Origin of the sequence: Cecembia sp. (assembly GCF_007126775.1) — a bacterium.
Taxonomy (GTDB): Bacteria; Bacteroidota; Bacteroidia; order Cytophagales; family Cyclobacteriaceae; genus Cecembia.
In genome coordinates this window covers 1-25,635 of record NZ_SLAP01000195.1, presented here as the reverse complement: position 1 = coordinate 25,635, position 25,635 = coordinate 1, and the positions used below count along the sequence as shown (strand labels likewise).

Sequence of the window (25,635 nt, the reverse complement as noted above, 5' to 3'; positions counted from 1 at the left end):
TTCCTTAAACAAAATGAATTTATCGAAAAAATGACCTTCGACCACTCTCATGATATGCGGGCAAGAGTGGCCAATATCATTGGAATTTTGGAAATAATGGGAGAAGATAAAAATTGTGAAGGAAGCCAAAATTTGGTTCGTATGCATAAATCCGAAGCTCAAAAATTGGACAATACCCTAAAAAAGAGTATTTCCCATTTTGTAAATCTGGATTTATTTATAGATGAAAAATAATATCTAACTTAATTTATTCTTAGATAAAGAATATTTTTCTTCGTGAAATATGACAGAAATATCCCTACTTCGAAAAGCTCAGCACATGTTTGGCGAAATAAGGGGAAGTGAAATAAAGTTGAAATATACTTCATGAAATATTTTTACTTTATTTCTAACATATTTCCATTGTATTTCAACATTATTTCTACAGAATTCCCCTATATATCCTTTGATTTTTAATGCGAATGCCCCACCTGCACTTCAGTTCTGGCATCCGTTGAAACAGTTACTCTTTTACCTGGTTGATAGGTTTCCTTGACTTCTCCACAGGTCAACATCATATCCCCAAAGTATGGATTTCTTATTTCCTTCTCGGAACTTAACCAATAAGCACCCTGATCTCTGAAAGCCATAGGACAATATTGGCGGTAAATAGTGTTTTCCACCACTCCGAAATACTCCACGGCTTCGATAAGGTTGACAGACAGGATTTCAAAATGCTTCCTTTGTTCTTCCACGTCTATAGTTTGGACGATTTTATCCAAACTGCTTTGCATAGCACCCAACAAATCCATCCAAATGTCATGGCCATCGCTGTCCAATAATTTCATATCTACTTTACTTAGGGTGGTCTTGGCTGGATTGATAGCAGCTTGCGTTTCTTTGGCGTCTGTTTTCACCAAGGCATCTTTGATCGGAAGATAGCTTTTCACAAATTCGGTCAGTTGCTTCCTGAATTCCTCAGGTGTATCCAAGGTCTTCACTTCCGGCCTTGTCATCATGCTGTAATTTCCAGTCAACTGCGCTGCTGCATCGATGGCAAATACGCCATTCGAAACGACTTGTTCTCCTTCCTCTAACCCTGATAAGACCAAATAATCATCCCCAACCCTGGCACCAATTTCTATCTCCCGCATTTCAAAAGAAGGAGCCTCCCGATTGCCCTTCTGCACGTAAACCACTGATCTTGGCCCAGTCCAAAGGATGGCTGTTTTTGGGATCATCAAGCCGGACTGACCCGCTGGAGATGTAGAAATATTGGCCGATACAAACATCTCAGGCTTCAATTCAAAATTGCTGTTTACCGCTTCCGCCCGGATACCAACAGTCCGGGTATCAGGATTGAGTATTGGGTCTATATAGCTCACTTTGGCTCTAAAAGACTTGCCGGGGTACGCGGAGACCTGAAAACTCAGATCATCACCCTTTTTGATGGCTCCCAAGTCCGATTCATATGCGTCTAGCATCACCCAAACAGTACTCAGATCGACTATTTCAAAAAGGGCCGTACCACGGTTTACGAAATCTCCGACAGCAATATTTCTCCCCATGACCACGCCTGCAAAGTCAGCATAGATGTCGAATTGCGTCTGAACATTTCCCGAAGTTTCAATTGCTGCGATTTGCTCTTCAGAAATCTTCCAAAGCCTCAGCTTTTCTTTGGCAGCTTGGTACAATGCAGGTTGACGATCTTTGATTTTGGCCATCTCCAATAATTCCTTTTGGGCATTGACCAGTTCAGGAGAATAAAGGGTCGCAAGCTTTTCGCCTCTTCGCACTTCCTGCCCTGTAAAGTTCACATATAACTGATCTACCCTCCCGGTATAATTGGCAGTGAGACTTTTGGTCCGCTGCTCATTGGGTTGGATTTTTCCAGTAAGACTGATTTTACCAGAGCCTGACCCCACCTTAACACGGGTCGTTTGCACATTGGAAAGGGCGACCGCCTCAGAAGTCATTTCCAGAATAAATGGGCTACTTTCCCCTCCTCTTTTGTTATTGACAGGTGTTAAAGCCATGCCACAGAGCGGACATTGCCCAGGCTCATTCTGACGGATTTGAGGATGCATAGAGCAGGTATATTCCACCCCGTTTTCGTCTATATGCGTATGCTCATGGTCAGGATGCTCATCCCCTCCCCCACGGATCAAATATCCCGCTACAGTGCCTAAGAATAGGCAGCCGATGATGATGATAAGTATGTTTCTTTTTGTATTCATTTTTTTTTAAATATGAGACGGTAGACATGATATTCGAGACTTGTCACCACGTGAAAGATGTGACTTGTCACTCTTGCATAATTTTTTTTATTCCAATAAATTAGTTTAACCCATTGGGAGTGTAAATAATAATGGATTAACTATCCTATAATATTTCTATTTATTTCAACCATATAGTAATATTTCATGCTTATCCTCCAGGGTCTGAAAAAGACCTCAAAGCTTAGAAACCTACCAACGTTTCAATCCTGGCAAACTGAATCTCCCTTTCAATTCTCGTATTCAGAAGATTCAATCGAAAGTCCAATAATTCCCGCTGTATATTCATGATTTCTTCGAAGGAACTGCCTTCTGTGGCATAGGAAGTTACAGAGAGTTCCAAGGTCTGCTCCGTCAATTCAATTTGGTCATTCAGAAGTCGAATTTTCCGCTCAGTATCTTTGATTGAGGCCAAGATGGTTTCAAATTCGGTTTCCAGGTTTCTTTGCAGGTCTTCTTTTTGCCTTTCGTTGGCCTCCCAATAAAGTTTGGATTCTGTTTCCATCGCTTTATACTTTTTGCGATAAATGGGCAAAGATACCGTGGCCATAGGCATGAACATATTGTTTCCCATTCCAGCAGGCATATAATCTATACCACCCATACTCCCTGGTACACCCATTTCAGCCCTTGGAGAAAAAACCATATAATTCAATCCCAATCCAAACATGGGTTTGCCTTCCAACTTGGCCATTTCACCCTGTTTTTGATAAGCCAAACCTTCTTTTTCCAACATCAACAGCATGGGATTGCTTACCAAGATTTCTTCCAACATAGCAATTTCCCAATCCAATGTTCTTTCTGTGGAAATAGCTGATTCGATATATACCTGTTCGGTCTTATACCTCCCAAGCAATTGATTGAATTTTGCCAATAATGGCTTTTTATCCACTTCCATTTGTTGCAAATCACTTTCCAATGCCTTGATCTGTACCTGCAAACGAAGTACATCTGTGAGTTTGCCGGAAGCTCCACCCGAAGCCATGCTTGACATTCCCGACCCACTTGAGACCGATGTTCTTGAAGACGATGAAGCACTGCTTCCTCCCATACCCATGCCATCCGAGGAGGCATTTGGGCTATTTCTTGAGGAGCTTCTGACTGCATTGGAAACTGAAGATACGGCCTCAGAGGTATTGCCTCCCTGATATCGGATAACCGCCAATTCCTCTAAAGACTTCAAAATCTCCAAATTGGAGGCGGTAATATCGATCGTGTTTTGCAATTGCTGTAGCTGGAAGTAAGTCTCTTTTACCTGATAGAGAATAAGGTTCCTTTGCTGACGGAATTCTTCATACTTAGCTTCCGCCATCAGTGTAGCTTCATCCTTTTGGGTCTTTAGCATCCCAAACCAGGGAAACATCTGCATCACCGATGCCTCCGCCCGCTGATTTCCCATCAACAATTCCATCGGCCTGGTAAATACCCCAATGTTCAATTGGGGTGATTCGAGACTTACCTGATTGGTTTTTTCCAAGGAGGCCTGATAGATTTTGAAACTACCCTGCAAACCAGGATTGTTCTCTGCTGCTAGTTCAAGGTAATCTTCCAAAGTTTGTGCGCTAGCTTGAAATAGGATGGAAATGAATAGAAATAAAATTGAAATATATCTGACAATCAATCCTTTTCTGGAATCCTTAAGCATTTTGACATCATCAAAACCAGTTAGAAATAAAGTTGAAATAGATGGAAATAAAATCGAAATATTTCCCCTATTCAATCCTTTTTCGGCTTTAGATATCTTTGTGCAATTAACCGAATATTTATAGTCTCTCATTTTTACCTCCTTTCTTAGCTTCGTAAGTTTTTGAGATGGTATTGTTCAATTTAATCTGGAGCGGTTGGTGAATGGCACAGATTTCCTTCCATTCTTCAGAAGTGACAATTCCTCTTTCCAATCCCAAATCAAGCCAATGCTCTTTACCTTCAGACAGTGACGCTCTTGCAATAAAATAGAAGTGGATTTTTTCGAGATAGTGAAATCTGGCATATCCTTCAGAGATATTTCCACCTACTGAATCTACAGCTTCTAACATTTGATCTCCACAAATTTTTCTTTGCTGATAATTTAGTCTTGAATATATTTCCCAGGCTATTGCTGAAAGTTTCCTAAATAGCTGGTAAATCTCCAAATCTTTTAGCGGTATATATTTCTTTTTCTCTTCCATCAGGTTTCTATTTAACTATTTCTACCATATTTCGACAAATCCCTATTTCAAGCATATTTCGCTATAGGCATATTTCACGAAGTATATTTCCACGCTTTTTTATTTTCGATATTTCAACTTTATTTCAACATATTTCCCATAAAGTACCGGCACAATAAACAATGAAATCAATGCCACCGTCATGCCCCCAAAAGCCGGAATGGCCATAGGTATCATAATATCCGAGCCACGACCAGAACTGGAAAGTACTGGCAGCAAGGCCAATAAGGTAGTGGCAGATGTCATTAGACAAGGCCGGACTCTTTTCAGCCCAGCTTCCAAAACTGCTTTTCGGACTTCTTTTACATTCTCAGGCTGGATTCTTTCAAAACTTTGCTTGAGATAGGTACCCATTACCACTCCATCATCCGTTGCAATCCCAAACAGGGCAATGAAGCCTACCCAGACCGCCACAGAAAGGTTGAAGGTACGCATTTGAAACAGGTCACGAATATTGGTTCCAAGGAAATTGAAATCGAAAAACCATTCCTGTCCATAAAACCACAGCATCATGAAACCTCCTGAAAAAGCCATAGCTATTGCAGAGAAAATCATCAGCACCATGGCTGTGGACCGGAACTGCAGGTATAAAATCAGGAAAATCACTGCCAAAGAAAGCGGAATCACAATTGCCAAGCGTTTTTCCGCACGGATTTGATTTTCATAACTTCCGGAGAAGGTATAGGAAACACCCGCTGGCACTTCCAGTTCTCCGGAAGATATTTTTTGTTGAATAAAGTCTTTGGCATTATCTACTACTGTTCCTTCAGCAAAACCATCTCTTTTGTCAAAAAGCACATAGCCGACCAAGAAAGTGTTTTCCCCCCTAATCATCATTGGCCCAGGCCGATAATTGATCTCCGCCAACTGCCCCAAAGGAATCTGTGCTCCTGTTGGGGTACTAACCAAAATTCGCCTCAATGCCTCTGGATCATCTCTATACTCTCTGGCATATCTGGCTCGTATGGCATATCGCTCCCGACCTTCTACGGTGGTACTTAGTGTCATTCCTCCAATCGCCACTTCTATAAACTCCTGCACGTCGGCTATATTCAACCCAAACCTGCCCAATTGTGTCCTATCCAAGTCAATTTCCATATAAGGCTTGCCCAAAGATCGGTCAGCAAATACAGCCTCTGCTTTCACAGAAGAGACTTCTTTAAGTAAGCTTTCCAGTTTGAGGCTAAAATTTTCGATACTTTCTAAATCAGGCCCGTAGACTTTCATGCCCATAGGCGCCCGCATGCCTGTTTGAAGCATGACCAGGCGGGTTTCGATAGGCTGCAACTTAGGTGCAGAGGTAACTCCGGGAATGTTTGAGGTTCGGATCTGGATTTCATCCCATATATCATCCGGTGTTCTAATTTCATCCCTCCATTGCCGAAAATATTGCCCTCTCCTATTATCCGGAACCAGATGTTTTTCAATATTCCTGACTACAGCTCTTCTCTGTTCTTCCCGCATGTATTCATTTTCATCATTCCAAATGGCCCCATCCTGACGGTCAAACCACCAGTCTTTCCCCTCAACTCGAATCTGGTAATTGCCTTCCCTGTCAACTTTGAAGCGGAGTTTTTGGGCATTCTCATCCTGTACATATTCCGTCTTGTAATTGATGATGTTTTCGTACATGGACATGGGGGCTGGATCCAAGGGACTTTCTGCTCTTCCTGCTTTTCCTACCACCATTTCTACTTCAGGGATGGCCTGTACCAACATGTCCAGTTGCTTGACAATTTGCATGTTGGCCTCCACTCCGGAATGGGGCATGGAAGTGGGCATCAATAAAAATGAACCTTCATTCAATGCAGGCATAAATTCTTTACCCATCCCAGGCAAGGCATGTGTTAAACCTGACCAAACTTTAGTGGTTCGGATATTCCAACCAACTTGATCAAAACCTTTGGCAACAAAACCGAAAACAGAACTGAAGCCCAGCCAGATATTGACTGCAAAAAGGATAATCAAAGCAGGAATTAGTAAGAATAACCTGGCGTGTTCCAAACACAGTTTCAGTAAAACCGAATAATAACGGATAAAAAGGGAAAACAAACCCAAAACCAAACCAAGTACCAAAGTAATGAACAGGAAATTTACAAAAACAGATTGGGTCAAACCCAAGGGCCTCCACTCAATCGCCAAAAGCACAGAAACAGCCACTACAGCAATCAACATGGCAATCTGGCTTTTGTATTTGCCTTCTTTAGTCTGCCCGGGGAAGAAATGATGGATCAGATGATTGCCGGCAAAAGCCAGTAGCACCCATCCTGCCCAAGGAGAATAAAATAAAAATATTAAACCCAAAACAGCCATGCCTACATTAAGTACGGTTTTGTAATTTTTGGATTTTACTTTTGCTCCAAAAACCCAATGGGCAAAAGCTGGCATAAAAACTAAGGTAAAGATCAAAGCTGCTATTAGGGCAAAGGTCTTGGTATAAGCCAAGGGCCCAAAGAGTTTTCCTTCCGCTGCCTGTAGGGTAAAAACAGGTAAGAAACTGACAATGGTAGTCATTACGGCAGTCAGGATGGCCGAGCCCACTTCAGTGGTTGCATCATATATGATTTGGAGTTTTGTTTTTTGTCCATCAGATTCTTCCAGGTGCCGGAGTATGTTTTCATTCAGAATAATCCCCAAATCCACCATGGTTCCAATGGCAATGGCAATCCCTGATAGTGCCACAATATTGGCATCTACTCCAACATACTTCATCATAATAAAGCACATCAGTACAGCCAGAGGCAACAAAGCAGAAATCAACAATGAGGCCCGAAGGTTATAGACCATTACCATGATCACGATAATCGTGATCAAAATCTGCAAACTAATGGCCTCATTTAGGGTATTCAATGTTTCCTTGATCAGTCCTGAACGGTCATAAAAAGGCACAATGCTTACCTTGGAAATGCTCCCATCTTCCAAGGTTTTGGTAGGAAGACCAGGGGTAATTTCCTCGATTTTGGCTTTGATGGCATCAATCACCTGCAAGGGGTTATCCCCGTAGCGGGCTACCACTACACCACCTACAGCTTCTGCACCTCCTTTGTCCAATATGGCTCTTTCAGCCCGGCTGGCAGGACCGATATTTACTTTGGCTATATCCTTTATTCTCAAGGGGACATTATTGGTCATTTTGACCACAGCCATTTCTATATCCTCCAATGATTTCACATAGCCCAAACCACGTACGATAAATTCCACCTGGTTGATTTCCATGGTATTGGCTCCAACATCTAAATTGGATTGCCTTACAGCATTCATAACCTGCATCATGGATACATCATGGGCTTTCATGGCCACAGGATCCAAGTCCACCTGATATTCCTTCACATGACCACCAATACTCGCCACTTCAGCTACTCCTTCAGTTCCTGCAAGTCCATAGCGCACATAATAATCCTGTATGCTTCGGAGTTCGTGCAAGTCCCAACCCCCTGCTGGATTCCCGTTTTCATCTCTGCCTTCTAAAGTGTAAAAATAAACCTGCCCCAACCCTGTTGCATCAGGACCTAGCTTCGGCTGCACACCTTCAGGCAGCAATCCCGAAGGCAAAGAATTGAGCTTTTCCAATATCCTGGACCGGCTCCAATAAAACTCCACATCCTCCTCAAAAATGATGTAAATGGAAGAAAACCCAAACATGGAGGTACTTCGGATAGACTTTACAGCGGGTAAACCCAAGAGGGAGGTGGTCAAGGGATAAGTGATCTGATCCTCTACATCCTGAGGTGATCGGCCCATCCAATCGGTAAAAACGATCTGCTGATTTTCACCGATATCCGGAATGGCATCAACCGGAACCGGATCATTGGGGAGAAAACCAGTATCCCAGTTGAATGGTGCCGTCACAATTCCCCAGCCTACTACGAGCACAAGAAGAATCACTGTGACCAGTTTATTTTCGAGGAAGAATTTTATTGTTTTATTTAGCATAAATTCTTAGGCATATTCCGTTGAACCTTTTTGCTGTTAGCATAAAGCAATTAGATATTCGTGGATATTAAATATTAATGTATACTGTTTAGGTTTAACCCTAAAAGAGGAAATTTGAGAGGCCGGAAGGAATGATACCAGATGGATTTTGAAAACCAGGCAGGCCTTCAATCTGGAATTTAACGGAATTCATTAATTGATTTTAAATTCACTTTGTGGCTTTGTGGCAAATCTTACCCCTCAAGAGTTGAAAAATTATATCAGGAATGCCTGATAAAAAATATAAATCGCTGTATTTTGAAATTTGGGAGGGGAGGAATCAGCAAAAGCTGTTTTCTCACTTGATTGGCATACAATTACTGGATATTCCGGACAAGAAAACGGATTGACAGGAACCAGGTTTAACGTATGGAAATCCAGTAAATCAGAAAGCTGCTGATCGGTATTAGGAAGCTCCAAATTGGAAATATCATCGCAGCATCCCTGCATGGGCGTATTAGATTCGCAGCAGGTTTTGTATTCAGAAAAAATATTGATCCTTTGGAAGTCACCCTCACAAAAATGCATGGAATAGCTCAGCCCTGCGTTAAAAAACACATAGAATACAAGGAGTGCTATTTTGATAAATGACTTCACAAGAATATTTACGCCCTACAATGTAGTAAGGTTTTGATTAGTAAATGTATAGAATTTTTGTTTGAATTAATAATATGTTGATTTCCTGATTGATAGACCCTTACTTTCGATGTAGGCGGTAAACATAAGACCAATGAGCATTTTGAGGGCCTCCAAAACAGCTTTGTCACAGCATACAACATCCAATATGGAAATAAAACAGATTCCCTCATGCTATTTGGGTTTATGTCTCTATAACTTAGAGGCATTTATCATTATCAAAACACCATTTTCCAGATCGGGACAACTCACTGAATGTTCTTAAACCAATTGAAATGATTTTTTATAATATTTTCTTTTTCCTGGTTCAGGTATTTCAAAAAGGCTTCTGCCACTGGTGAAAAACGTTTATTTTTCATATAGATCAAATTCCAGGTGGTAACTATTGGGAAATCCTCAACAGGTATAATTTTAAGATCACCGTCCTGAATTTCATTTCTGATCCCTATCAAAGGCATGACTGAATTGCCCAACCCAGCTATTACAGCCTGTTTAACGGCCTCATTTGAAGTGAGCTCCATCTTTTTCAGAATCGGAATTCCATTATCCCGTAAGTACCTCTCCATGGTAAGCCTTGTTCCTGAACCTTGTTCCCTGTATATCAAAGCTATATCTTCAAAAATATTTTTTTTATAAAATTTCTTTTCTACCTCAAACTCCTTATTGGCTACCAAGTAGAGTTTATTCTCCATCAAAGGTATTGCCTCCACCTGCATGGCTTCTGGCAAAATGGATACCAGGGCAAAATCAATTTCATTTTCATCCAAGCTATTGATTACCATAGCCTTATTGGTTACATCCAATTTCAACTCTATTCCCGGGTGTTCTTTTATAAACCCTGCTAAAAAATAAGGCATTACATATTTACCCGTTGATACTACTGAAATTTTCAGTTTCCCCGTTAACTGCCCCTTATAAGCAGCAGTCTTGAAGTTAATTGCGCGAACTTGCTCTACAATCTTTTCGGCTGCTACTGCAATTTCCTTCCCGAAATCGGTTACATATAACTTTCTACCCACAACTTCAGTCAATGGAATATCAAATTGATCCTGCAAATTTCTTAATTGTATAGAAACAGCGGGCTGGGTCAAATGCAGTTCCTCAGCAGCTTTGGTAATACTTTGCGTCTGCGTAATCTTCAAAAACACCTGGAGTTGATGCAATGTATAATTCATAAATATTTTTTATGTAAAACATTATAAGGATAAATAAAAATATATTATATATACTGTGGATTTTTGCAAAAGGTTTCAATTTGAAAGTATGAAAAGAAAAATATTTATCTGTAATACTTATCATTCGGTTAGAAAGTTTTTGAAGAAAAGGTTTGGTAATGATCATTGCATTTTGGAACGACATGCTGCCTTGATTAACCCAATTGATGATCCGGCGCTGATTTGGAAATATATTCAGGAAGACAATTTTGAGGAATTGATTTTTACCCAGGACCTTGACTGTATTTTTTTTAGGGATATTATCTTACAAAAAAATGAATTGGAATTCCCTCAAATGACGCATTTGATGAACCTTTATTTGGAAAATTTTGAAGAAATTGATAAAGAAGCGAAAGTTTCTTCTAAAATTGGGGCGCTGTATCTTGCCTATTTAGAAGAAATCGTTGGTGCCCTCTGTAAGAATCCCTTCCTAAATGAGCGGATCAATATGGGCCAACTTGAAATCAAAGGAATGTTTACGCAGCTCCAAAAAGAAAAATCCATTGAATTCAAGCTAAATATAGCCAATCAACCCCTATGAATTATCAATTACTTCTTGACAATTTTACAAATCCTGCATTTTTATTTTTTGTATTGGGCATTCTTGCTGTACGTTTGAAAAGCGATTTGGAAATTCCAAACAACTCCTCCAAGTTTATTTCACTTTATCTTCTTTTCGCAATTGGTTTTAAGGGAGGGCAGGAATTGGCTCATAGTGAATTTAATATGGGTATTATTTGGGCTGTCCTCTTTGGAGTGGCAGTTGCCAGTGCAATACCTATGTATACATTCTTTATTCTGAAAAAGCGGCTTAGTGTCGAAAACGCAGGAGCTATTGCTGCAGCTTATGGTTCGGTTTCCGCGGTAACTTTTGTAACTGCGGTGTCTTTCTTGGAAATACAGCACCAACATTTTAATGGTTACATGGTGGCCATCATGGCCTTGATGGAAGCTCCTGCAATTATCCTAGGGGTTTTATTGATAAAAATCTATTCAGAAAGTTCTGGTCCACAAATGAAGCTCCGGAAAGTGGTTAACCATGCCTTTACCAATGGCTCAGTATTACTCATCCTAGGCAGCTTGGTGATTGGTTTACTTGCCTCCGAAGAAGAAGCCAGGGGAATAGAACCTTTTACCACCGATATTTTCAAAGGCTTCTTGGCTATCTTCCTCTTGGACATGGGGATCACCAGCGGCAAAAAGCTAAAAGATTTTCTTGATTCCGGTAAATTCACTGCCATTTTTGCTGTTCTTATTCCATTAATCAATGGTGCGATAGTGGCCTATATCTCCCAATGGATCACTGAAAGCACAGGAGACAGGTTCATGTTTGCCATCTTGGCAGCTTCGGCTTCCTATATCGCTGTTCCTGCCGCCATGAAAATAGCTGTACCCAAAGCCAATCCAGGTATCTTCCTCCCTATGGCCCTGGCAGTTACCTTTCCCTTCAATATTACCCTTGGTTTTCCGGTCTATTATTGGATAGCTTCAAGTCTATAATTTTTCTTTATAAAACTAGTTGCCAAATTAAAATTGGTAGTAGATTAGGGGCGAATTATAACTTACGTTTTCTTTTATGGTGAAAATTTTACTTCTTTCTGCATGTTGTTTTTTTCTCTTTTTCCAAGGTTCCAAAGCCCAAGTGGAACCAAACATCGTCAATGCTGCTCATGCTTATGCAAGGGCGCAGATCAATTCGGATATTGAGTCAATTCTTGGTTTTACCCATCCGGGATTGATTGAACAGGCCGGGGGATTGGAAAACATGAAAAAAACATTGCTCATGATCCATCAAAACCAACATGAAAAGGGAATTAAATTACAGGATTTCCGTGTAAGAGAGCCCATCCAACACACAAGGTCCAATGGGGAAATTCATGCATTGGTACCCGTAGTAACTACCAGCAAGGTGCCTGGTGGACAGTTGATCAATGAGACAAATCTAATTGCTGTCTCCGAAGGAGATGCCGATCGTTGGTACTTTATTGAAACCACTTCTATCGACGAAAGGAATGTGATCAAAGTCTTGGAAAACTGGGATGGAACACTCATCCTTCCTTTCAAGAAAGCTCCGGTTTTCAAAGAAGATAAAAAATAAACCCTCCCCCAAAGTATTGGGAGAGGGTATCAATCAGAGATTTCTAATTTTCCACTTGGCTTTGAGATAGCCCCAAATCACTTTGGGGCTCATGCCTTTTTTCCCCTAGAGGCCTCGAGCATGTCCCACATTTCTTGAGGAATCATGTCCAGATTATTGAACTCTCCTGCTCCCATCAGCCATTCCCCACCGTCAATGGTAATGACCTCCCCATTGACATAGGCAGAATAATCAGAGACCAAGTAGGCGGCAATATTGGCCAGTTCCTGGTGATCTCCTACCCTGCCGATCGGGACTTTCTTTGCAGGGTCAAATTTTTTAACCAAATCACCCGGAAGCAAACGGCTCCATGCGCCCTCTGTTGGGAATGGACCCGGTGCGATGGCATTGGATCTGATTTTATATTTTGCCCACTCTACAGCTAAGGAACGGGTCATAGCCAAAACCCCTGCTTTGGCAGCTGCACTTGGCACCACATATCCTGACCCAGTCCAGGCATAGGTTGTAACAATATTGAGAAATGTTCCTGACTGCTTTTCCTTGATCCAGTATTTCCCAGCTGTCAAGGTCACATTGGAAGTTCCCTTTAACACTATATCCAAAACTGTATTGAAGGCATTGGTAGATAACCTTTCTGTAGGACTGATAAAATTTCCCGCAGCATTATTAAGTACCACATCTACCCTGCCAAAATGGGATACAGCATCGGTCCACATTTTTTCCACCTGATCGATTTCCCGCACATCACAGGCCAAAGGAAGTACCTTACCGCCAGTTTCATTTTCCATTTCCTTTGCCGTCTTTTCCAAAACATCCAATTTTCGACTGGTGATTACCAATTGGGCACCTAATTTTAAAAAATAAATTCCCATGGATTTTCCAAGACCGGTTCCTCCACCGGTAACCAATATGGTTTTTCCTTTCAATGCCCCTTCGCGGAGCATGCCTTCGGTATGTGTCATATGCTTTTAAATTTATAGATTTTTGAATATAAAGAATCCCCCAAGTAAAAAAAAGCAGGGAATCCCTATTTTGGCATCATTTTAATTGTCAATGAAAGCGTATAGATTTACAGACAAATTCTAATGATGCTTACACGACCATATATTTTAGTTCTCTTAGTTATTTTATTCGCCTGCAATCCTGACATTGATAAGGATATCACTACTGATCTTCAAGTAGAGGGGAATGAGATTTTCAGGGTTTCTTTTGCCCTGGAAGAGTCCTATCTTTTTGCATTTCAAAACCTGGATGCCTACAGAAATGCCGATACACTTTCGCTTCCCGGCTGCCCTGATATCCTGATCAATGAAACAGACCGGAAAGTTACCCTCGACTTTGATGTTGAAAGGGATTGTCCCAGAGGGAATACCATTGAACGAAAAGGAAAAATCCATTTAGAATTCCTACAACCGGGTACTTTTGAAAGGATTACCCTTATATCCTATGAGGACTATGAAGTTAAAAATTTCCGTATTGAAGGATCCCGTGAGTTTCGCCAGTTATTAAACTTTAATCGGAGAACAGAAAGCTTTTCAGACCTTCTTATCTTGGATCAGTTTGGTTCTTCTACCCGGGTAAATGGGGAATATGAATTCACCTTATCTTTTACAAACAGTACTTTATCGGAATTTGAAGTCACCGGTAGTTTAAATGGAAGAAATATTACCGGAAGACCTATACGCATGGAGCCCAATAACCCAAAGAAATACCAAGCAAGCTGTATCCTTTCAGGGCAACATCTACCCAATACCGGAAGAGAAACATGGCGGATTTTTAGAAATACGACTTTAGCCACTACACACAACCTAAATTATGAAGCGGATTCAGATTGTCAAAACAAGGCCATTGTCAACTTGAGTGATGGAAGACAGGTGATTTTTGAACAATAGGCATTTTTGCCTTATAAATTTCTTTAAAAATCTCTTTAGCTGAGCTTTTATTATTATATTTTTGAAAATAATAAGCGCGAGCCTTTTTAATTTCATTCTATGCAGTTAAACAAAAAAGTAGACCAATTTAAAGGACTGGTCATTCTTCCTTTTTTGGAAAGCGGAAATGCTTTTCTTTCTAAATTGGAATTTCCCTCTGCCCAGGTAAGCAATGCACTTTTTTCAGGTAAAAAAGACAGCCAATTCCTATTGGAAAAACCCGATGAGGGCCAAGTATTTCTTTTTTTGGGGCTTGGAAAAGAACCTGATTACAAATCAATCCAGAATTCCTTCAGGAGAATTACAGCAAAACAGGAAAACCTGTTTCAAGAGGATGTGCTTTTGGTAATTTCCAAAGATTTTAACGAGCAGGTATTGGAAGCTGCTGTTTCTGGACTGCTGCTGGGTACTTACCGCTTGGGACATTTCAAAACTGCTGAAAAAGCTCCAAAAGATTGGGACAAGGTGAAAATGGGGGTTTCCTACTCCCTCTCCGAGGCTGAAAAAATCGTAGAAAAGGCCGAGAAGATCGCTGCTGCCCAAATTCAGACCTTTAAAATGGTCGATCTCCCTCCAAATACAGCTACTCCCCAATATTTGGCTGACTGGGCAAAAGAAGCAGGCAAATCCCATGGCATGACGGTTAAAATTTATGACCGGAAAAAGGCAGAAAAAGAACAACTGCATGCCTTTTTAGCTGTAGCGCAGGGAAGTCAAAGAGAACCACAGTTTATCATTTTGGAATACAGGCCCAAAAATGCTCAAAAACACGTTGGACTGGTAGGAAAAGGGGTTACTTTTGATACAGGAGGATTAAATATCAAAACCCAGGGCATGGTACATATGAAATGCGATATGGGAGGTGCTGCCACTGTGTTGGGAGCCATGCAACTCATTGCAGACCTTGACATCCCTGTTCAGGTAACGGCAATTGTGCCCTGTGTGGAAAATGCCATAGACAAACGGGCATACCTGCCCTCTGATGTAATTCAAAGTCACAGTGGTAAGACCATAGAAATAATTGATACCGATGCAGAAGGCAGATTGATCCTGGCAGATGCACTCAGCTATATGATCAAAAATTACCAGCCTGAGCATATTGTGGATTTCGCAACACTTACCGGAAGTGCTGTTGGCACTTTTGGCTATGAATGTGCCGCCTTGTTTTCAAAAAACGAAGTCCTTATCCAAAAATTAATGGAAAGTGGCGATGCTGTAGGAGAACGCCTTTGGCCGCTTCCCATGTGGGACATTTACCAAAAAGAAATGGATTCTGAAATTGCCGATATCAAAAATTTCCATGGGAAACCATTTGCCGGGGCTATTACAGCAGCTAAATTCCTGGAATGCTTTACCGGTGGACATGCCTCATGGGCCCATGTGGATATTGCAGGAACAGCTTTTGGAGACTCGGAATTTGCAAAAACCAAGCATGGTACTGCCTTTGGTGTGCATTTATTACTTAAATTCATGGAAAATCTTTAAGAAGCGATGAATAAGGAACACAAAACTTTCTTGTGCATTTCTAATTATTTTAAAGGAAATGCTTTTTTGATTGCCTTGAAAAAAGCAGGCAATACGGTTTTTTTGGTTACTTCAGAAAAGCTGAGGGAAAGTAATTGGCCGCATGAATACCTGGATGAGATCTATTACATGCCCGGACAGGATCTGGACTGGGACATGGACAAATTACTTGCGGGGGTGGCAGGAATCATGAAACATACCAAGATTGATGCTGTGGTGGCATTGGATGATTATGATGTAGAAAAAGCCACTTATCTGAGGGAAAACCTTCGGATTCCTGGAATGGGGCAAACCACAGGAAGGTATTTCAGGGATAAATTGGCCATGAGAATGTGTGCACATGATTCCGGCGTCTTGGTTCCTCCGTTTTCAGCCCTATTCAACGATGAGGAAATCAATACCTTTGCAGATACAATTCCTGCACCTTGGGTACTCAAACCCCGTTCAGAAGCCTCGGCCAATGGTATCATCAAGGTCCATGATAAAGATAGCCTGTGGCAAAATATTCATGACTTGGGAGACAATCGGATCAAATACCTGGTAGAACAGTTCAAGCCCGGTGATGTATACCATGCAGATAGCCTTAATTTAGAGGGTAAAAGTATTTTTTGTACCGTATCCCGCTACTTGGCCACCCCCATGGAGATCTCCCAAGGAGGTGGCATATTCAGAAGTGCCAATATAGAATATGGAACTGAAGATGATAAAGCCATAAAAGAAGCCAATAAAAAAGTAATGAAGGCTTTTGGAATGAAAAATGGAGCAGCCCACACGGAATTCATCAAAGGTAAAGAAGATGGTCAAATTTATTTTCTGGAAACTTCTTCAAGGGTAGGAGGAGCTCATTTGGCAGAAATGGTAGAGGGGGCAACGGATATCAACCTATGGACAGAGTGGGCCAATATAGAGGATGCTATTTCCAAAGACAAATCTTATAAACTCCCCAAAGTCACGAAAGGCTATGCGGGTATTGTACTTACACTTTCCAAATACGAACATCCGGACCTCTCTTCTTTTGATGATCAAGAGGTCTGTTTCCGTGTCCCTTTGGAATACCATGCCGGATTGATCGTCAAATCCAAAAAACAGGAAAGAGTTATGGAATTACTGAATAACTACGCTGCAAGATTAGCCGATGGTTTTTCCTCTGTTGCAGAGCAGGAAAAGGTGAAAAAATTCCATTGAATTTGTTAAAAAAGGGGTGGATATTCATCCCTTTTCCATTTTATCAGCCAGCATTTTTTACCGTTTACATTTTTTGGGTTTTTCATCCCCTTATAATTCATACTTTTATAGGTAAACTAGATTTGATGAAATGAAAAAAATATTCCTTGCAATCATGCTTCTAGGCTTGATATTTCAGGCCTCCGCCCAAGTAGATACTATTCAGGTATACAGTCAGGCAATGGACAAATACCTCAAAGCAGCTGTCGTGAAACCTGATGGCTATTCCGAAGCAGAAAGAATATTTCCCTCTGTTTATTTACTTCATGGGGGCTCGGGAAGTTTTTCGGATTGGCACGATAAGGTGACCCAAGAAAATCTATTGATCGACCTGGCTAACCAATATCAGGTCCTGATTATTACTCCAGGCGTTGGACCGGCCTCTTATTATTTCGACAGTCCCATGTTGGATTCTGTCCAATATGAAACTTACATCATCAAGGAACTTATTCCGCATATAGATCAGAACTACAGGACCATCGATAAAAGAGAAGCACGGGCCATTACCGGCCTTTCCATGGGAGGGCATGGAGCCATGATGCTGAGCGCCAAAAACCCCGCATTATTTATCGCAGCCGGTAGCATGAGTGGTGTTATGAATATTGATACAGATTTATGGAAAACCGGACCTGCTTTGAGAGAGGCAAGGAAAGCAAGCCAAAAAATGATGTTGGGAAATATCCAATACAAGTCGCCTTTTAGTGAATACACCGCTGTCGGACTTGTGAACCAGATGCATGAAAATGGAATAGCATTGCTTATAGATTGCGGTGTAGATGATTTCTTAATTGACACCAATAGACAAATCCACCAACTTTTATTGGAAAATGGCACAGCCCACGAATATACCGAAAGACCTGGGGCCCATACCTGGGAATACTGGACGAATGCCTTACCTTTCCATATGTTATTTATTGACAAGGCATTTAAAAAACATGGTTACAATTGAAAAAATGTATCAACTTAAGCGATTAAAACCTGTATTTAAGACCAGAAATTAACCCACCCAAATATGATCAAAAAATTACCAATATACTGTGTTTTTCTGCTCTTCTTGTCTTTTGGCTATGCCCAAAATGATCTCCAGCATTGGCAGCAAAGGGCAGAAAATGTAGAAGTCTTTAGAGACCAATGGGGTATCCCCCATATATATGGGAAAACTGATGCAGATGCTGTTTTCGGGATGATATATGCCCAGTGCGAAGATGATTTTAACCGTGTTGAAGTGAATTACATCAATGCCATGGGCAGGATGGCTGAAGTGGAAGGCATATCAAAGCTCTACACGGATTTTCGCATGAAGTTGTACATCGATGAGGCAGTGGTAAAAAAAGAATATGAAAACTCCCCCGCTTGGTTGAAAGAACTGATGGATGCCTGGGCAGATGGCATCAACTATTTCCTTCATACCCATCCGGAAGTTAAGCCCAAACTGATCACCAATTTTGAGCCTTGGATGGCCCTGACCTTCAGTGAGGGAAGTATTGGCGGAGATATAGAAACCATTTCGGTCAACCAATTAAAGGCTTTCTACGACAAAGATTTCCATGCCCATTTGGTTCTCCAGGAAAGAGACTGGATGGAAGAACCCAGAGGCTCCAATGGTTTTGCTATTGCTCCTAAATTAAGTCAATCCGGAAATGCGCTCTTACTGATCAATCCCCATACTTCCTTTTACTTCAGGCCTGAGGTGCATATGGTTAGTGAGGAAGGGCTGAATGCTTATGGGGCAGTAACTTGGGGGCAATTCTTCATCTATCAAGGATTCAATGAGTACAATGGTTGGATGCATACTTCAAGCCGGGCTGATGCCATTGACCACTTTGCCCTGACAGTGGAAAAAAGGAATGGCCAATATCACTACCTGTTTGGAGAGGAATGGAGGCCATTGACCGAAAAAACCATTCCCCTCAAATACAAAGAAGGAAATGAAATACTGGAAAGGGAAATCACTGCCTTCTATAGCCATCACGGTCCTGTCATCAGAGAAGATGATGGTAAATGGGTGGCCATTTCGCTAATGGTGGAAAGGGAAAAAGCTTTGACACAATCATATACCAGAACCAAAACCAAAAACCACCAAGAGTTCAAGGCCACCATGGACCTGAAGACCAACTCTTCCAATAACACTGTTTATGCAGATAAGGACGGGAATATTGTGTACTACCATGGCAACTTTATACCCATTAGAGATTCTCAATTTGATTGGAGAAATGTGGTGGATGGAAGCAATCCCGCCACCGATTGGAATGGACTGCATGAGGTGGATGAAATGATCTACATTGAGAATCCTGAAAACGGTTGGATACAAAACTGTAATTCCACACCCTTTACTGCCGCAGGACCATTCAGTCCCAAAAAAGAGGATTATCCTGACTATATGGCCTGGGATTTGGAAAATGCAAGGGGCTTGAATGCTGTGAGGGTATTAACAGATCAAAAGAACTTTACCTTGGCATCCCTGATTTCCGCCGCATACGAGCCTACCCTTATGGCTTTTGAGCCTTTGGTGCCTGCATTGCAAAAGGCTTACAATGCCCTGCCTGCAACAGATCCAAAAAAAGAAAAATTGAAGGAGCCCATGCAAATATTGAGCAGTTGGGACCTCAAGACCGGAGTAAACTCTGTGGGAACCAGTTTGGCTGTTTTCTGGGGAGGACAGCTGATGGCAGATGCCAGGGAACTGGACAGGCCTTGGGACCGCTATATTTTTGATTTCCTGGCTGAAGAAACCAGTGATGCGATGAAAATAGAGGCTTTCGAAAAAGCTATCGATAAACTAAGCAAGGATTTCGGCAGCTGGAATACCCCTTGGGGAGCGATCAACCGCTTCCAAAGGGTAACCAATGAAATCCAGGGCAAATTCTTTGATGAGCTGCCCAGCCTTCCTGTGGGATATAATTCTTCACTTTGGGGTTCACTGGCTGCCTACGGCAGCAGAGCTTATCCCAATACGAAGCGGTGGTATGGCAATGTGGGAAATAGCTTTGTGGCCGTTGTGGAATTTGGCGATAAAGTGAAAGCCAAAAGCATTCTGGCAGGAGGACAAAGCGGTAATCCTTTCTCTCCGCACTTTGTAGACCAGGCCGAAAAATATGCCAATGGGGAGTTCAAAGAAGTGAATTATTACAAAGAAGATGTGATAAAAAATGCGCGGATCAGGTATCAGCCGGGAAAGAAAAAATAAATCACGGAAATTATCGATCAAAAATATGGGCGGAAATGGTTTTCGCCCATTTTTTATTAAATTGGGTAGCGAATTGTTTTTTATTTACCTGGGAAATCAGATTAAATTAAACCATGCTCAAAAAAATACTGATTCCAATTCTAATGCTTGTCCTCTTCAGCAGCCATGTGGGGAGTCCCGGAGTTATTTTTGAAGGTTTGTTAGGTCCTTATCGGGTTTTGGCCAATATCAATCCCCCGGATGTAGTTCCTGGAACAGCCATGGTCACCGTGATCATTCCAGAGAATCCGGATGGCCTGATTATGGAAGCAAGACCCGTATACTGGTCCGCAGGATTGAAGGGAACCCCGAAAGCAGACCCCCTATATCCTGTCGCAGGGGAATTGGGGAAATATGAAGGAGAACTTTGGTTTATGGAATCCGGTACTTCCAGTGTACAATTGATCATGAAGCTGGGAAATGAAACCTTTGAAGCCATCGTTCCAGTCATGGCAGTACCTACTGCACAAAAGGAAATGCCTATTGAACTGGGTATAGTGCTTGCGCTTTTGGGAGTTCTATTGGTAATATTGATGGTTACTATTGTAGCTTCGGCAATGAGCGATTCCATCCGAGAACCAGGGGTAGAAAGGTCGTTAAAAAGCCAAAAAAGGAAGCAAATCGGAGGGATAGTCGGAACCATCGTGATGCTTTTGATTCTTTGGGGAGGAAAGTCATGGTGGGATGCTGAATCCAAGCAGTATAGGGATTACATGTTCGAACCGCTTAGCGGCACTTCCACTTTTGAAAGTAACCGCGATGGAAATTACCTGCATCTCGCAGTAGACCCGCTCAAAAGTACTCAGGGAAGGATCACCCGAAAAATAAGTTTTATTGTTCCTGACCATGGCAAACTCATGCACCTCTTTTTGATCCGAAAAGGGGATTTGGATGTATTTGCCCATTTGCATCCTGAACGTTTGGACACCTTGAACTTCAAAGTCAAATTGCCTCCGTTACCTTCGGGAGAATATCATGTTTTTGCGGATATCACACGCTACACCGGCTTTGCTGAAACTATTGTTTCTGAGTTGAATATTCCTGCATCAAGCAATTTCAGGTTGGCTTCGAATGAAGCTGTAGTTTTAGGCAGAGATGACACCTATACTTTTTCCAATCCGATTTCCAACAAATCGATCAATTTGGATGGGGATATTATGATCTGCGGCAAACCTGGAATCAAGACAGAACTGCCAGGGGGATATTCGGCTGTTTGGGAAACAGAAACCGGAAAATTCGAGGCTGGGAAATTGTATAATCTGGACTTTGCACTATTTGATCCTGCGGGTGAGCCTGCTAAACTGGAAGCTTACTTAGGTATGATGGGCCATGCTGTTGTATTGAAGCATGACGGCTCAGTGTACATACACCTCCACCCTACCGGTAATTATTCTATGGGATCACAGCAGATGCTTTTGGAAAGGTTCAAGTCGGGAAAAATAGGATTTACGGATATCCCCCAAAGCCTAAGTTTTCAGGATAGTATTGATCAGGTAGTGTCTTTTCTTGATAAGCTCCCAGATGCAGAAAGAGACAGTCTCTTAATGGGTGATATGGTTCACTATAATTGGGAAGACCCTGAGCACGAAGACCACAGCATGGTGAGTTTTCCCTATGCTTTCCCCGAAAAAGGGAATTATAGAATTTGGATACAAGTAAAAATTGACGGAGAAATCGTCAATGGAGCCTTTGATGTAGAAGTTGAATAAAATAGATATGAAAACGAATTTCAGTACCCTAACCTTGGAAGAAGATGTGAGAACAGCGTCTTCCGTTTCTACACGGGTAATACCAAGCTTTATTTATGCCTCCGTATTCGCTTCTTTTTGCATTGCAATAGGTTTGCAATGGGATATTTCCTGGCACATGAGTGTGGGAAGGGACGGTTTACTCTCGCCTCCCCATTTGGCCATTTATCTAGGCGCCATCATATCAGGCATTTTTTCCGGTATCAATGTACTCAAAACCAGTTTTTGGGGCAGTAAGGAAGAAAAACAACAGACCATCAAGTTTTGGGGTATTTTCTATGGTTCCTTAGGCGCCATGTTCTGCATCTGGGGCGCCTTTGCGATGTTGACATCAGCACCCTTTGATGATTGGTGGCACAACACTTACGGACTGGACGTAAAAATACTTTCCCCACCACATGCGGTACTTGGACTCGGCATGATAGTCATCCAATTTGGTGCACTGATCTCCGTGATCGCTGTACAAAACAGGTTGGGTAATGATATACAAGAAAAAGCCAAAAGCCACCTGCACTGGCTATATGCATTGAGTTCAGGTTTTCTATTGGTAATGGGCTATACCTTCTTTGCGGAGTATTTCTTCCTCAGCAGGCAGCACCATGTTCTGACTTATCAGGTGGCTTTGGCTGCTTTACCGATTTTGATGGTTTCCGTGGCCTATGCCTCTCCATACAAATGGGGGGCTACAAAAATGGCCATTGTCTATACCTTATTGATGGCCGGCATGGTCTGGATTTTGCCCCTTTTCCCGGCAGAACCTAAACTGAGTCCCGTATATAATTACATCACAAGGTTTCAGCCCTTCCATTTCCCATTTATCTTGGTGGTTCCTGCTTTGGTGATTGACCTGATGGTGGCCAAATGGAAAAACAGCAATAAATGGTTTTTAGCAGCTGCACTTTCTATTGGTTTTGTGATCAGCTTTGTTCCAGCGCAATGGTATTTTGCAGAATTGCAGATGTCCGAATATGGCCGAGGATGGTTCTTTGGCCGGTATTCCCTCCCCTATTTCGCCAATCCGGATTCCCCTTACCGCTACATCTTCCACCCCAACTACATCAGTCAGGGCTGGGATCTGATCAAAGGGCTGGGAATAGCAGCATTGATTGGACTGATAACCTGTAGACTAGGCCTCGCTTGGGGCAACTGGATGAGTCAGGTAAAGCGATAGGAAAATAAGTGATTGGTTTTATTAGGTGATTGGTTTTGGAGATAATCCAAAAGTTTTTCTAGTTTTTGGGCGGCCTTAAAAGATAAAACTACCTTTCTCATTTCTTAAATTTGGTTATAAAAAGATCGTAATCTATTGTTTGATTATTTTCAATTTTTTTAACACCATCTTCTATTTCCTCCTGTTGTTCTTTTGTTAATGATTTCCAAAAGTCAACTTTCTCGTGTTTTTCAAAGATCTGTTTTACCGATGCCAATATTTCTTGACTATCAGTACTTAAAATCAATTTTAATAACTCCAATTTCTCTGCTTGAATATGCATAAATTTTTTCTTGTTTCTTGTTTCTTGCCTCTTGCCTCTTGATTCTCGTCTCTAGCTTCTAAAAACTCAGGGCCAACGATTAGGTACCGTATGCTTGTTCAATATCCTTTTGGCTTCCTTTTGTACTGAGGGCAGTTTCTGGGCCTTCCAGATATTTTCCCGGGCAAAACGGCCCGCAGCTTCTAATTCTACTATGGGAGCGGGATAGTCAACTCCGATTTTCACCTGATACAGATCTTGCTCAATACCCGTCAACTTCCAGGGCTCATGAATCAAGGAAGCGGGCACATGTTTCAATTCCGGCAACCATTTTTTTATGAAAACCGCTTCCGGATCATGGTCTTGGGACTGCTTGACCGGATTGTAGATACGAACCGTATTGATCCCGGTTACGCCTGCCTGCATCTGAAACTGCGGGTAATGGATACCCGGTTCAAAATCCAAAAATAAACGGGCCAAGTGGTCCACACCGGTCCTCCAATCCTGCCAGAGATGATGGGTCAGAAAAGAAACCACCATAGCCCGCATGCGGAAATTCAGGTAACCGGTTTCCTGTAAACAACGCATGCAGGCATCTACCAAAGGATAGCCTGTCCTAGCCTCCTTCCAAGCATTGACTTTATTTGCATCAAAGGGTTTTTCAAGTTCTTCAAAACCTATATTGACATGCCTGAATTCCATTTGAGACTCCATCTCAAATTTCTGGATAAAATGGCAGTGCCAGCGCAAGCGGGACTGGAAATTGGTCAGATTTCGTACTTGAAATTTCTCCTTTTTTCTTTTTTCTGCCGCTTGATATACCTGCCGCATGGACAGGTTGCCCCAAGCCAGGTAAGGAGACAATCGGCTACAACCCTTACGGCTCAACTCGGGCTTACTGATATGTTTGTTATAATTTTTAACCCTATCGGAAAAGAAAGAATCTAAATATTTCTGAGCTAACTTAGCGCCACCTTTTTGCATATTCGGCTGAGCAGTTTTCAAAAGATCAGGAATGAGAGACTGTTGGGTGTTTTGCACAAAGGTGTTAGATAGAGTTAAAAAATTTGCTTTGGAAAATTCCGGATTTGCGATAGGTGCAGACATCATGGCATACCAGTCTTTAGACCAATTTTTCCTATTTTTTCTGCCTCGGGTAACTCCTTGCTGCCTGAACTCCTGCCAGACGATTGAATGGGCTTCAAAAAATCCGGCAATTGCCTTGTCTCTTTTATAAGTAAGCCCAATGCCCGTCTCCACATGGGAGAACACTTGCTGTATCTGATAGTATTGCAATAAATTTTCAAATACAGGCAATACTTCTTGGTAAAAAATATGCACTTTGGTATCCCATCCTGCCAATTCCATGTTCATGTCTTCAAGGCTTTGCCAGACGAAGCGCCAATGTCTGTACTCGCTTTGAGGGGCATGCAACAAGGAAGGTTCAAAACAATAGATTAGAATAAGTGGTATCCTATCCTTGATAGCTGCTGCAAGGGCCTCATGGTCCTGTAACCTTAAATCCCTTTTGAACCAAACTATATTGACTTTTTGCATTGATTGAAAAACAATGGAAGAAAGCTAAAGTTTAGGGAATATGAAGAAACTCAAAAATCTTTCTACAGAATCTATTGACCGGATTATTGAGATGGCCTGGGAAGACAGGACACCCTTTGATGCCATTACCGCTCAGTTTGGACTTTCCGAAAAGGAAGTTATTACGCTGATGCGCAGGGAAATGAAAGCAAGTTCCTTCAGGATGTGGAGAGAACGGGTTCAGGGAAGAGGAACAAAACACAGCGCCAAAAGTCCGGAAGACTTGGATAGATTTCGCTCCAAATTGCAGCGCAACATCACTTTCAATAAAATTTCGAAGCGGTAAAATTACCCCAATATTAACATTTCAGGAAAAAGTATACTTTTAATTAAAGCTTATTTAATATTCTCTTTGCGTTGGGGCAATCTTTAAGGTGTACTTTTGAAAACGTACAGCAAACGATATTTTTTACTAACCTTGCAAAACTTTTAGGCGTCGATGTGAATCGACGCTTTGCTGTTTTTAAGGGGGGTATAGATTTATCATATGTGCAATGACAGATAAGAGTAACCGTCATTCTGAGTGAGGAAC

The 25,635-nt window shown here is 41.7% G+C and carries 20 protein-coding genes and 1 pseudogene; 12 read left to right on the top strand and 9 right to left on the bottom strand.

From position 1 onward, the window contains the following. Positions 1-234, top strand: a pseudogene (locus tag QZT73_RS13085) (diguanylate cyclase); the annotation flags it as partial. Between the two features lie 218 nt (positions 235-452). Here the strand turns inward: QZT73_RS13085 and QZT73_RS13080 are convergent. The 6 genes from QZT73_RS13080 to QZT73_RS13055 form a co-directional block, all read right to left on the bottom strand. Continuing rightward, positions 453-2,216: an efflux RND transporter periplasmic adaptor subunit gene (locus QZT73_RS13080; RefSeq protein WP_291777719.1), complete on the bottom strand. Its 1,764-nt coding sequence runs from the start codon at positions 2,214-2,216 to the stop codon at positions 453-455. A 223-nt stretch (positions 2,217-2,439) separates the two neighbouring features. Further along, the gene (locus QZT73_RS13075; RefSeq protein WP_291788585.1) at positions 2,440-3,807 is read right to left on the bottom strand and encodes a TolC family protein; all 1,368 of its coding nucleotides are present in this window, start codon (positions 3,805-3,807) and stop codon (positions 2,440-2,442) included. 211 nt (positions 3,808-4,018) lie between these two features. Beyond that, on the bottom strand, positions 4,019-4,423 hold the full coding sequence (locus tag QZT73_RS13070; RefSeq protein ID WP_291777714.1) for a four helix bundle protein: 405 nt from the start codon (positions 4,421-4,423) through the stop codon (positions 4,019-4,021). A gap of 99 nt (positions 4,424-4,522) precedes the next feature. Continuing rightward, positions 4,523-8,395 (bottom strand): efflux RND transporter permease subunit, encoded by a 3,873-nt coding sequence (locus QZT73_RS13065; RefSeq protein ID WP_291777711.1) that lies wholly within the window; start codon positions 8,393-8,395, stop codon positions 4,523-4,525. Positions 8,396-8,650: 255 nt separating this feature from the next. Continuing rightward, positions 8,651-9,031, bottom strand: a complete 381-nt coding sequence (locus QZT73_RS13060; protein ID WP_291777708.1) for a hypothetical protein — start codon at positions 9,029-9,031, stop codon at positions 8,651-8,653. A gap of 287 nt (positions 9,032-9,318) precedes the next feature. Continuing rightward, positions 9,319-10,245 carry a LysR family transcriptional regulator gene (locus QZT73_RS13055; protein WP_291788582.1) on the bottom strand — a complete coding sequence of 309 codons (927 nt, stop codon included), beginning with the start codon at positions 10,243-10,245 and terminating at the stop codon, positions 9,319-9,321. Between the two features lie 88 nt (positions 10,246-10,333). Between QZT73_RS13055 and QZT73_RS13050 the strand changes: the two genes are divergently transcribed. The 3 genes from QZT73_RS13050 to QZT73_RS13040 all read left to right on the top strand — a co-directional run bounded on the left by QZT73_RS13050 (position 10,334) and on the right by QZT73_RS13040 (position 12,382). Beyond that, positions 10,334-10,825: a hypothetical protein gene (locus tag QZT73_RS13050; protein WP_291788579.1), complete on the top strand. Its 492-nt coding sequence runs from the start codon at positions 10,334-10,336 to the stop codon at positions 10,823-10,825. Beyond that, positions 10,822-11,784: a sodium-dependent bicarbonate transport family permease gene (locus QZT73_RS13045; RefSeq protein WP_291777699.1), complete on the top strand. Its 963-nt coding sequence runs from the start codon at positions 10,822-10,824 to the stop codon at positions 11,782-11,784. The genes QZT73_RS13050 and QZT73_RS13045 overlap by 4 nt, the downstream gene beginning before the upstream one ends. Before the next feature lie 76 nt (positions 11,785-11,860). Continuing rightward, complete coding sequence (locus QZT73_RS13040; RefSeq protein WP_291777695.1) at positions 11,861-12,382, top strand: hypothetical protein; 522 nt, start codon at positions 11,861-11,863, stop codon at positions 12,380-12,382. A gap of 89 nt (positions 12,383-12,471) precedes the next feature. Here the strand turns inward: QZT73_RS13040 and QZT73_RS13035 are convergent, their stop codons facing one another. Beyond that, positions 12,472-13,344 (bottom strand): SDR family oxidoreductase, encoded by an 873-nt coding sequence (locus tag QZT73_RS13035; protein WP_291777692.1) that lies wholly within the window; start codon positions 13,342-13,344, stop codon positions 12,472-12,474. Between the two features lie 123 nt (positions 13,345-13,467). Between QZT73_RS13035 and QZT73_RS13030 the strand changes: the two genes are divergently transcribed. The 7 genes from QZT73_RS13030 (at position 13,468) to QZT73_RS13000 (ending at position 23,206) form a co-directional block, all read left to right on the top strand. Next, a complete protein-coding gene (locus QZT73_RS13030) occupies positions 13,468-14,274 on the top strand; it encodes a hypothetical protein (RefSeq protein WP_291777689.1) in 807 nt (268 codons plus the stop codon). Between the two features lie 99 nt (positions 14,275-14,373). Further along, positions 14,374-15,798 (top strand): leucyl aminopeptidase family protein, encoded by a 1,425-nt coding sequence (locus QZT73_RS13025; protein WP_291788577.1) that lies wholly within the window; start codon positions 14,374-14,376, stop codon positions 15,796-15,798. Positions 15,799-15,804: 6 nt separating this feature from the next. Beyond that, a complete protein-coding gene (locus QZT73_RS13020; protein ID WP_291777684.1) occupies positions 15,805-17,022 on the top strand; it encodes an ATP-grasp domain-containing protein in 1,218 nt (405 codons plus the stop codon). Between the two features lie 130 nt (positions 17,023-17,152). Then, positions 17,153-18,010, top strand: a complete 858-nt coding sequence (locus tag QZT73_RS13015; RefSeq protein ID WP_291777679.1) for an alpha/beta hydrolase-fold protein — start codon at positions 17,153-17,155, stop codon at positions 18,008-18,010. 63 nt (positions 18,011-18,073) lie between these two features. Beyond that, positions 18,074-20,248: an acylase gene (locus QZT73_RS13010; protein WP_291788575.1), complete on the top strand. Its 2,175-nt coding sequence runs from the start codon at positions 18,074-18,076 to the stop codon at positions 20,246-20,248. A 113-nt stretch (positions 20,249-20,361) separates the two neighbouring features. After that, positions 20,362-21,996 carry a hypothetical protein gene (locus QZT73_RS13005; RefSeq protein ID WP_291777674.1) on the top strand — a complete coding sequence of 545 codons (1,635 nt, stop codon included), beginning with the start codon at positions 20,362-20,364 and terminating at the stop codon, positions 21,994-21,996. A 7-nt stretch (positions 21,997-22,003) separates the two neighbouring features. After that, positions 22,004-23,206: a hypothetical protein gene (locus QZT73_RS13000; protein WP_291788573.1), complete on the top strand. Its 1,203-nt coding sequence runs from the start codon at positions 22,004-22,006 to the stop codon at positions 23,204-23,206. Positions 23,207-23,303: 97 nt separating this feature from the next. Here QZT73_RS13000 and QZT73_RS12995 read toward each other — a convergent pair whose 3' ends face one another. Then, on the bottom strand, positions 23,304-23,528 hold the full coding sequence (locus tag QZT73_RS12995) for a hypothetical protein (RefSeq protein WP_291788570.1): 225 nt from the start codon (positions 23,526-23,528) through the stop codon (positions 23,304-23,306). Between the two features lie 66 nt (positions 23,529-23,594). Further along, positions 23,595-25,064 (bottom strand): deoxyribodipyrimidine photo-lyase, encoded by a 1,470-nt coding sequence (locus QZT73_RS12990; protein WP_291788568.1) that lies wholly within the window; start codon positions 25,062-25,064, stop codon positions 23,595-23,597. Between the two features lie 40 nt (positions 25,065-25,104). On the opposite strand from QZT73_RS12990, the gene QZT73_RS12985 reads away from it, so the two are divergent. After that, complete coding sequence (locus tag QZT73_RS12985; protein WP_291784062.1) at positions 25,105-25,389, top strand: TIGR03643 family protein; 285 nt, start codon at positions 25,105-25,107, stop codon at positions 25,387-25,389. The last annotated feature ends 246 nt before the right edge of the window (positions 25,390-25,635 follow it).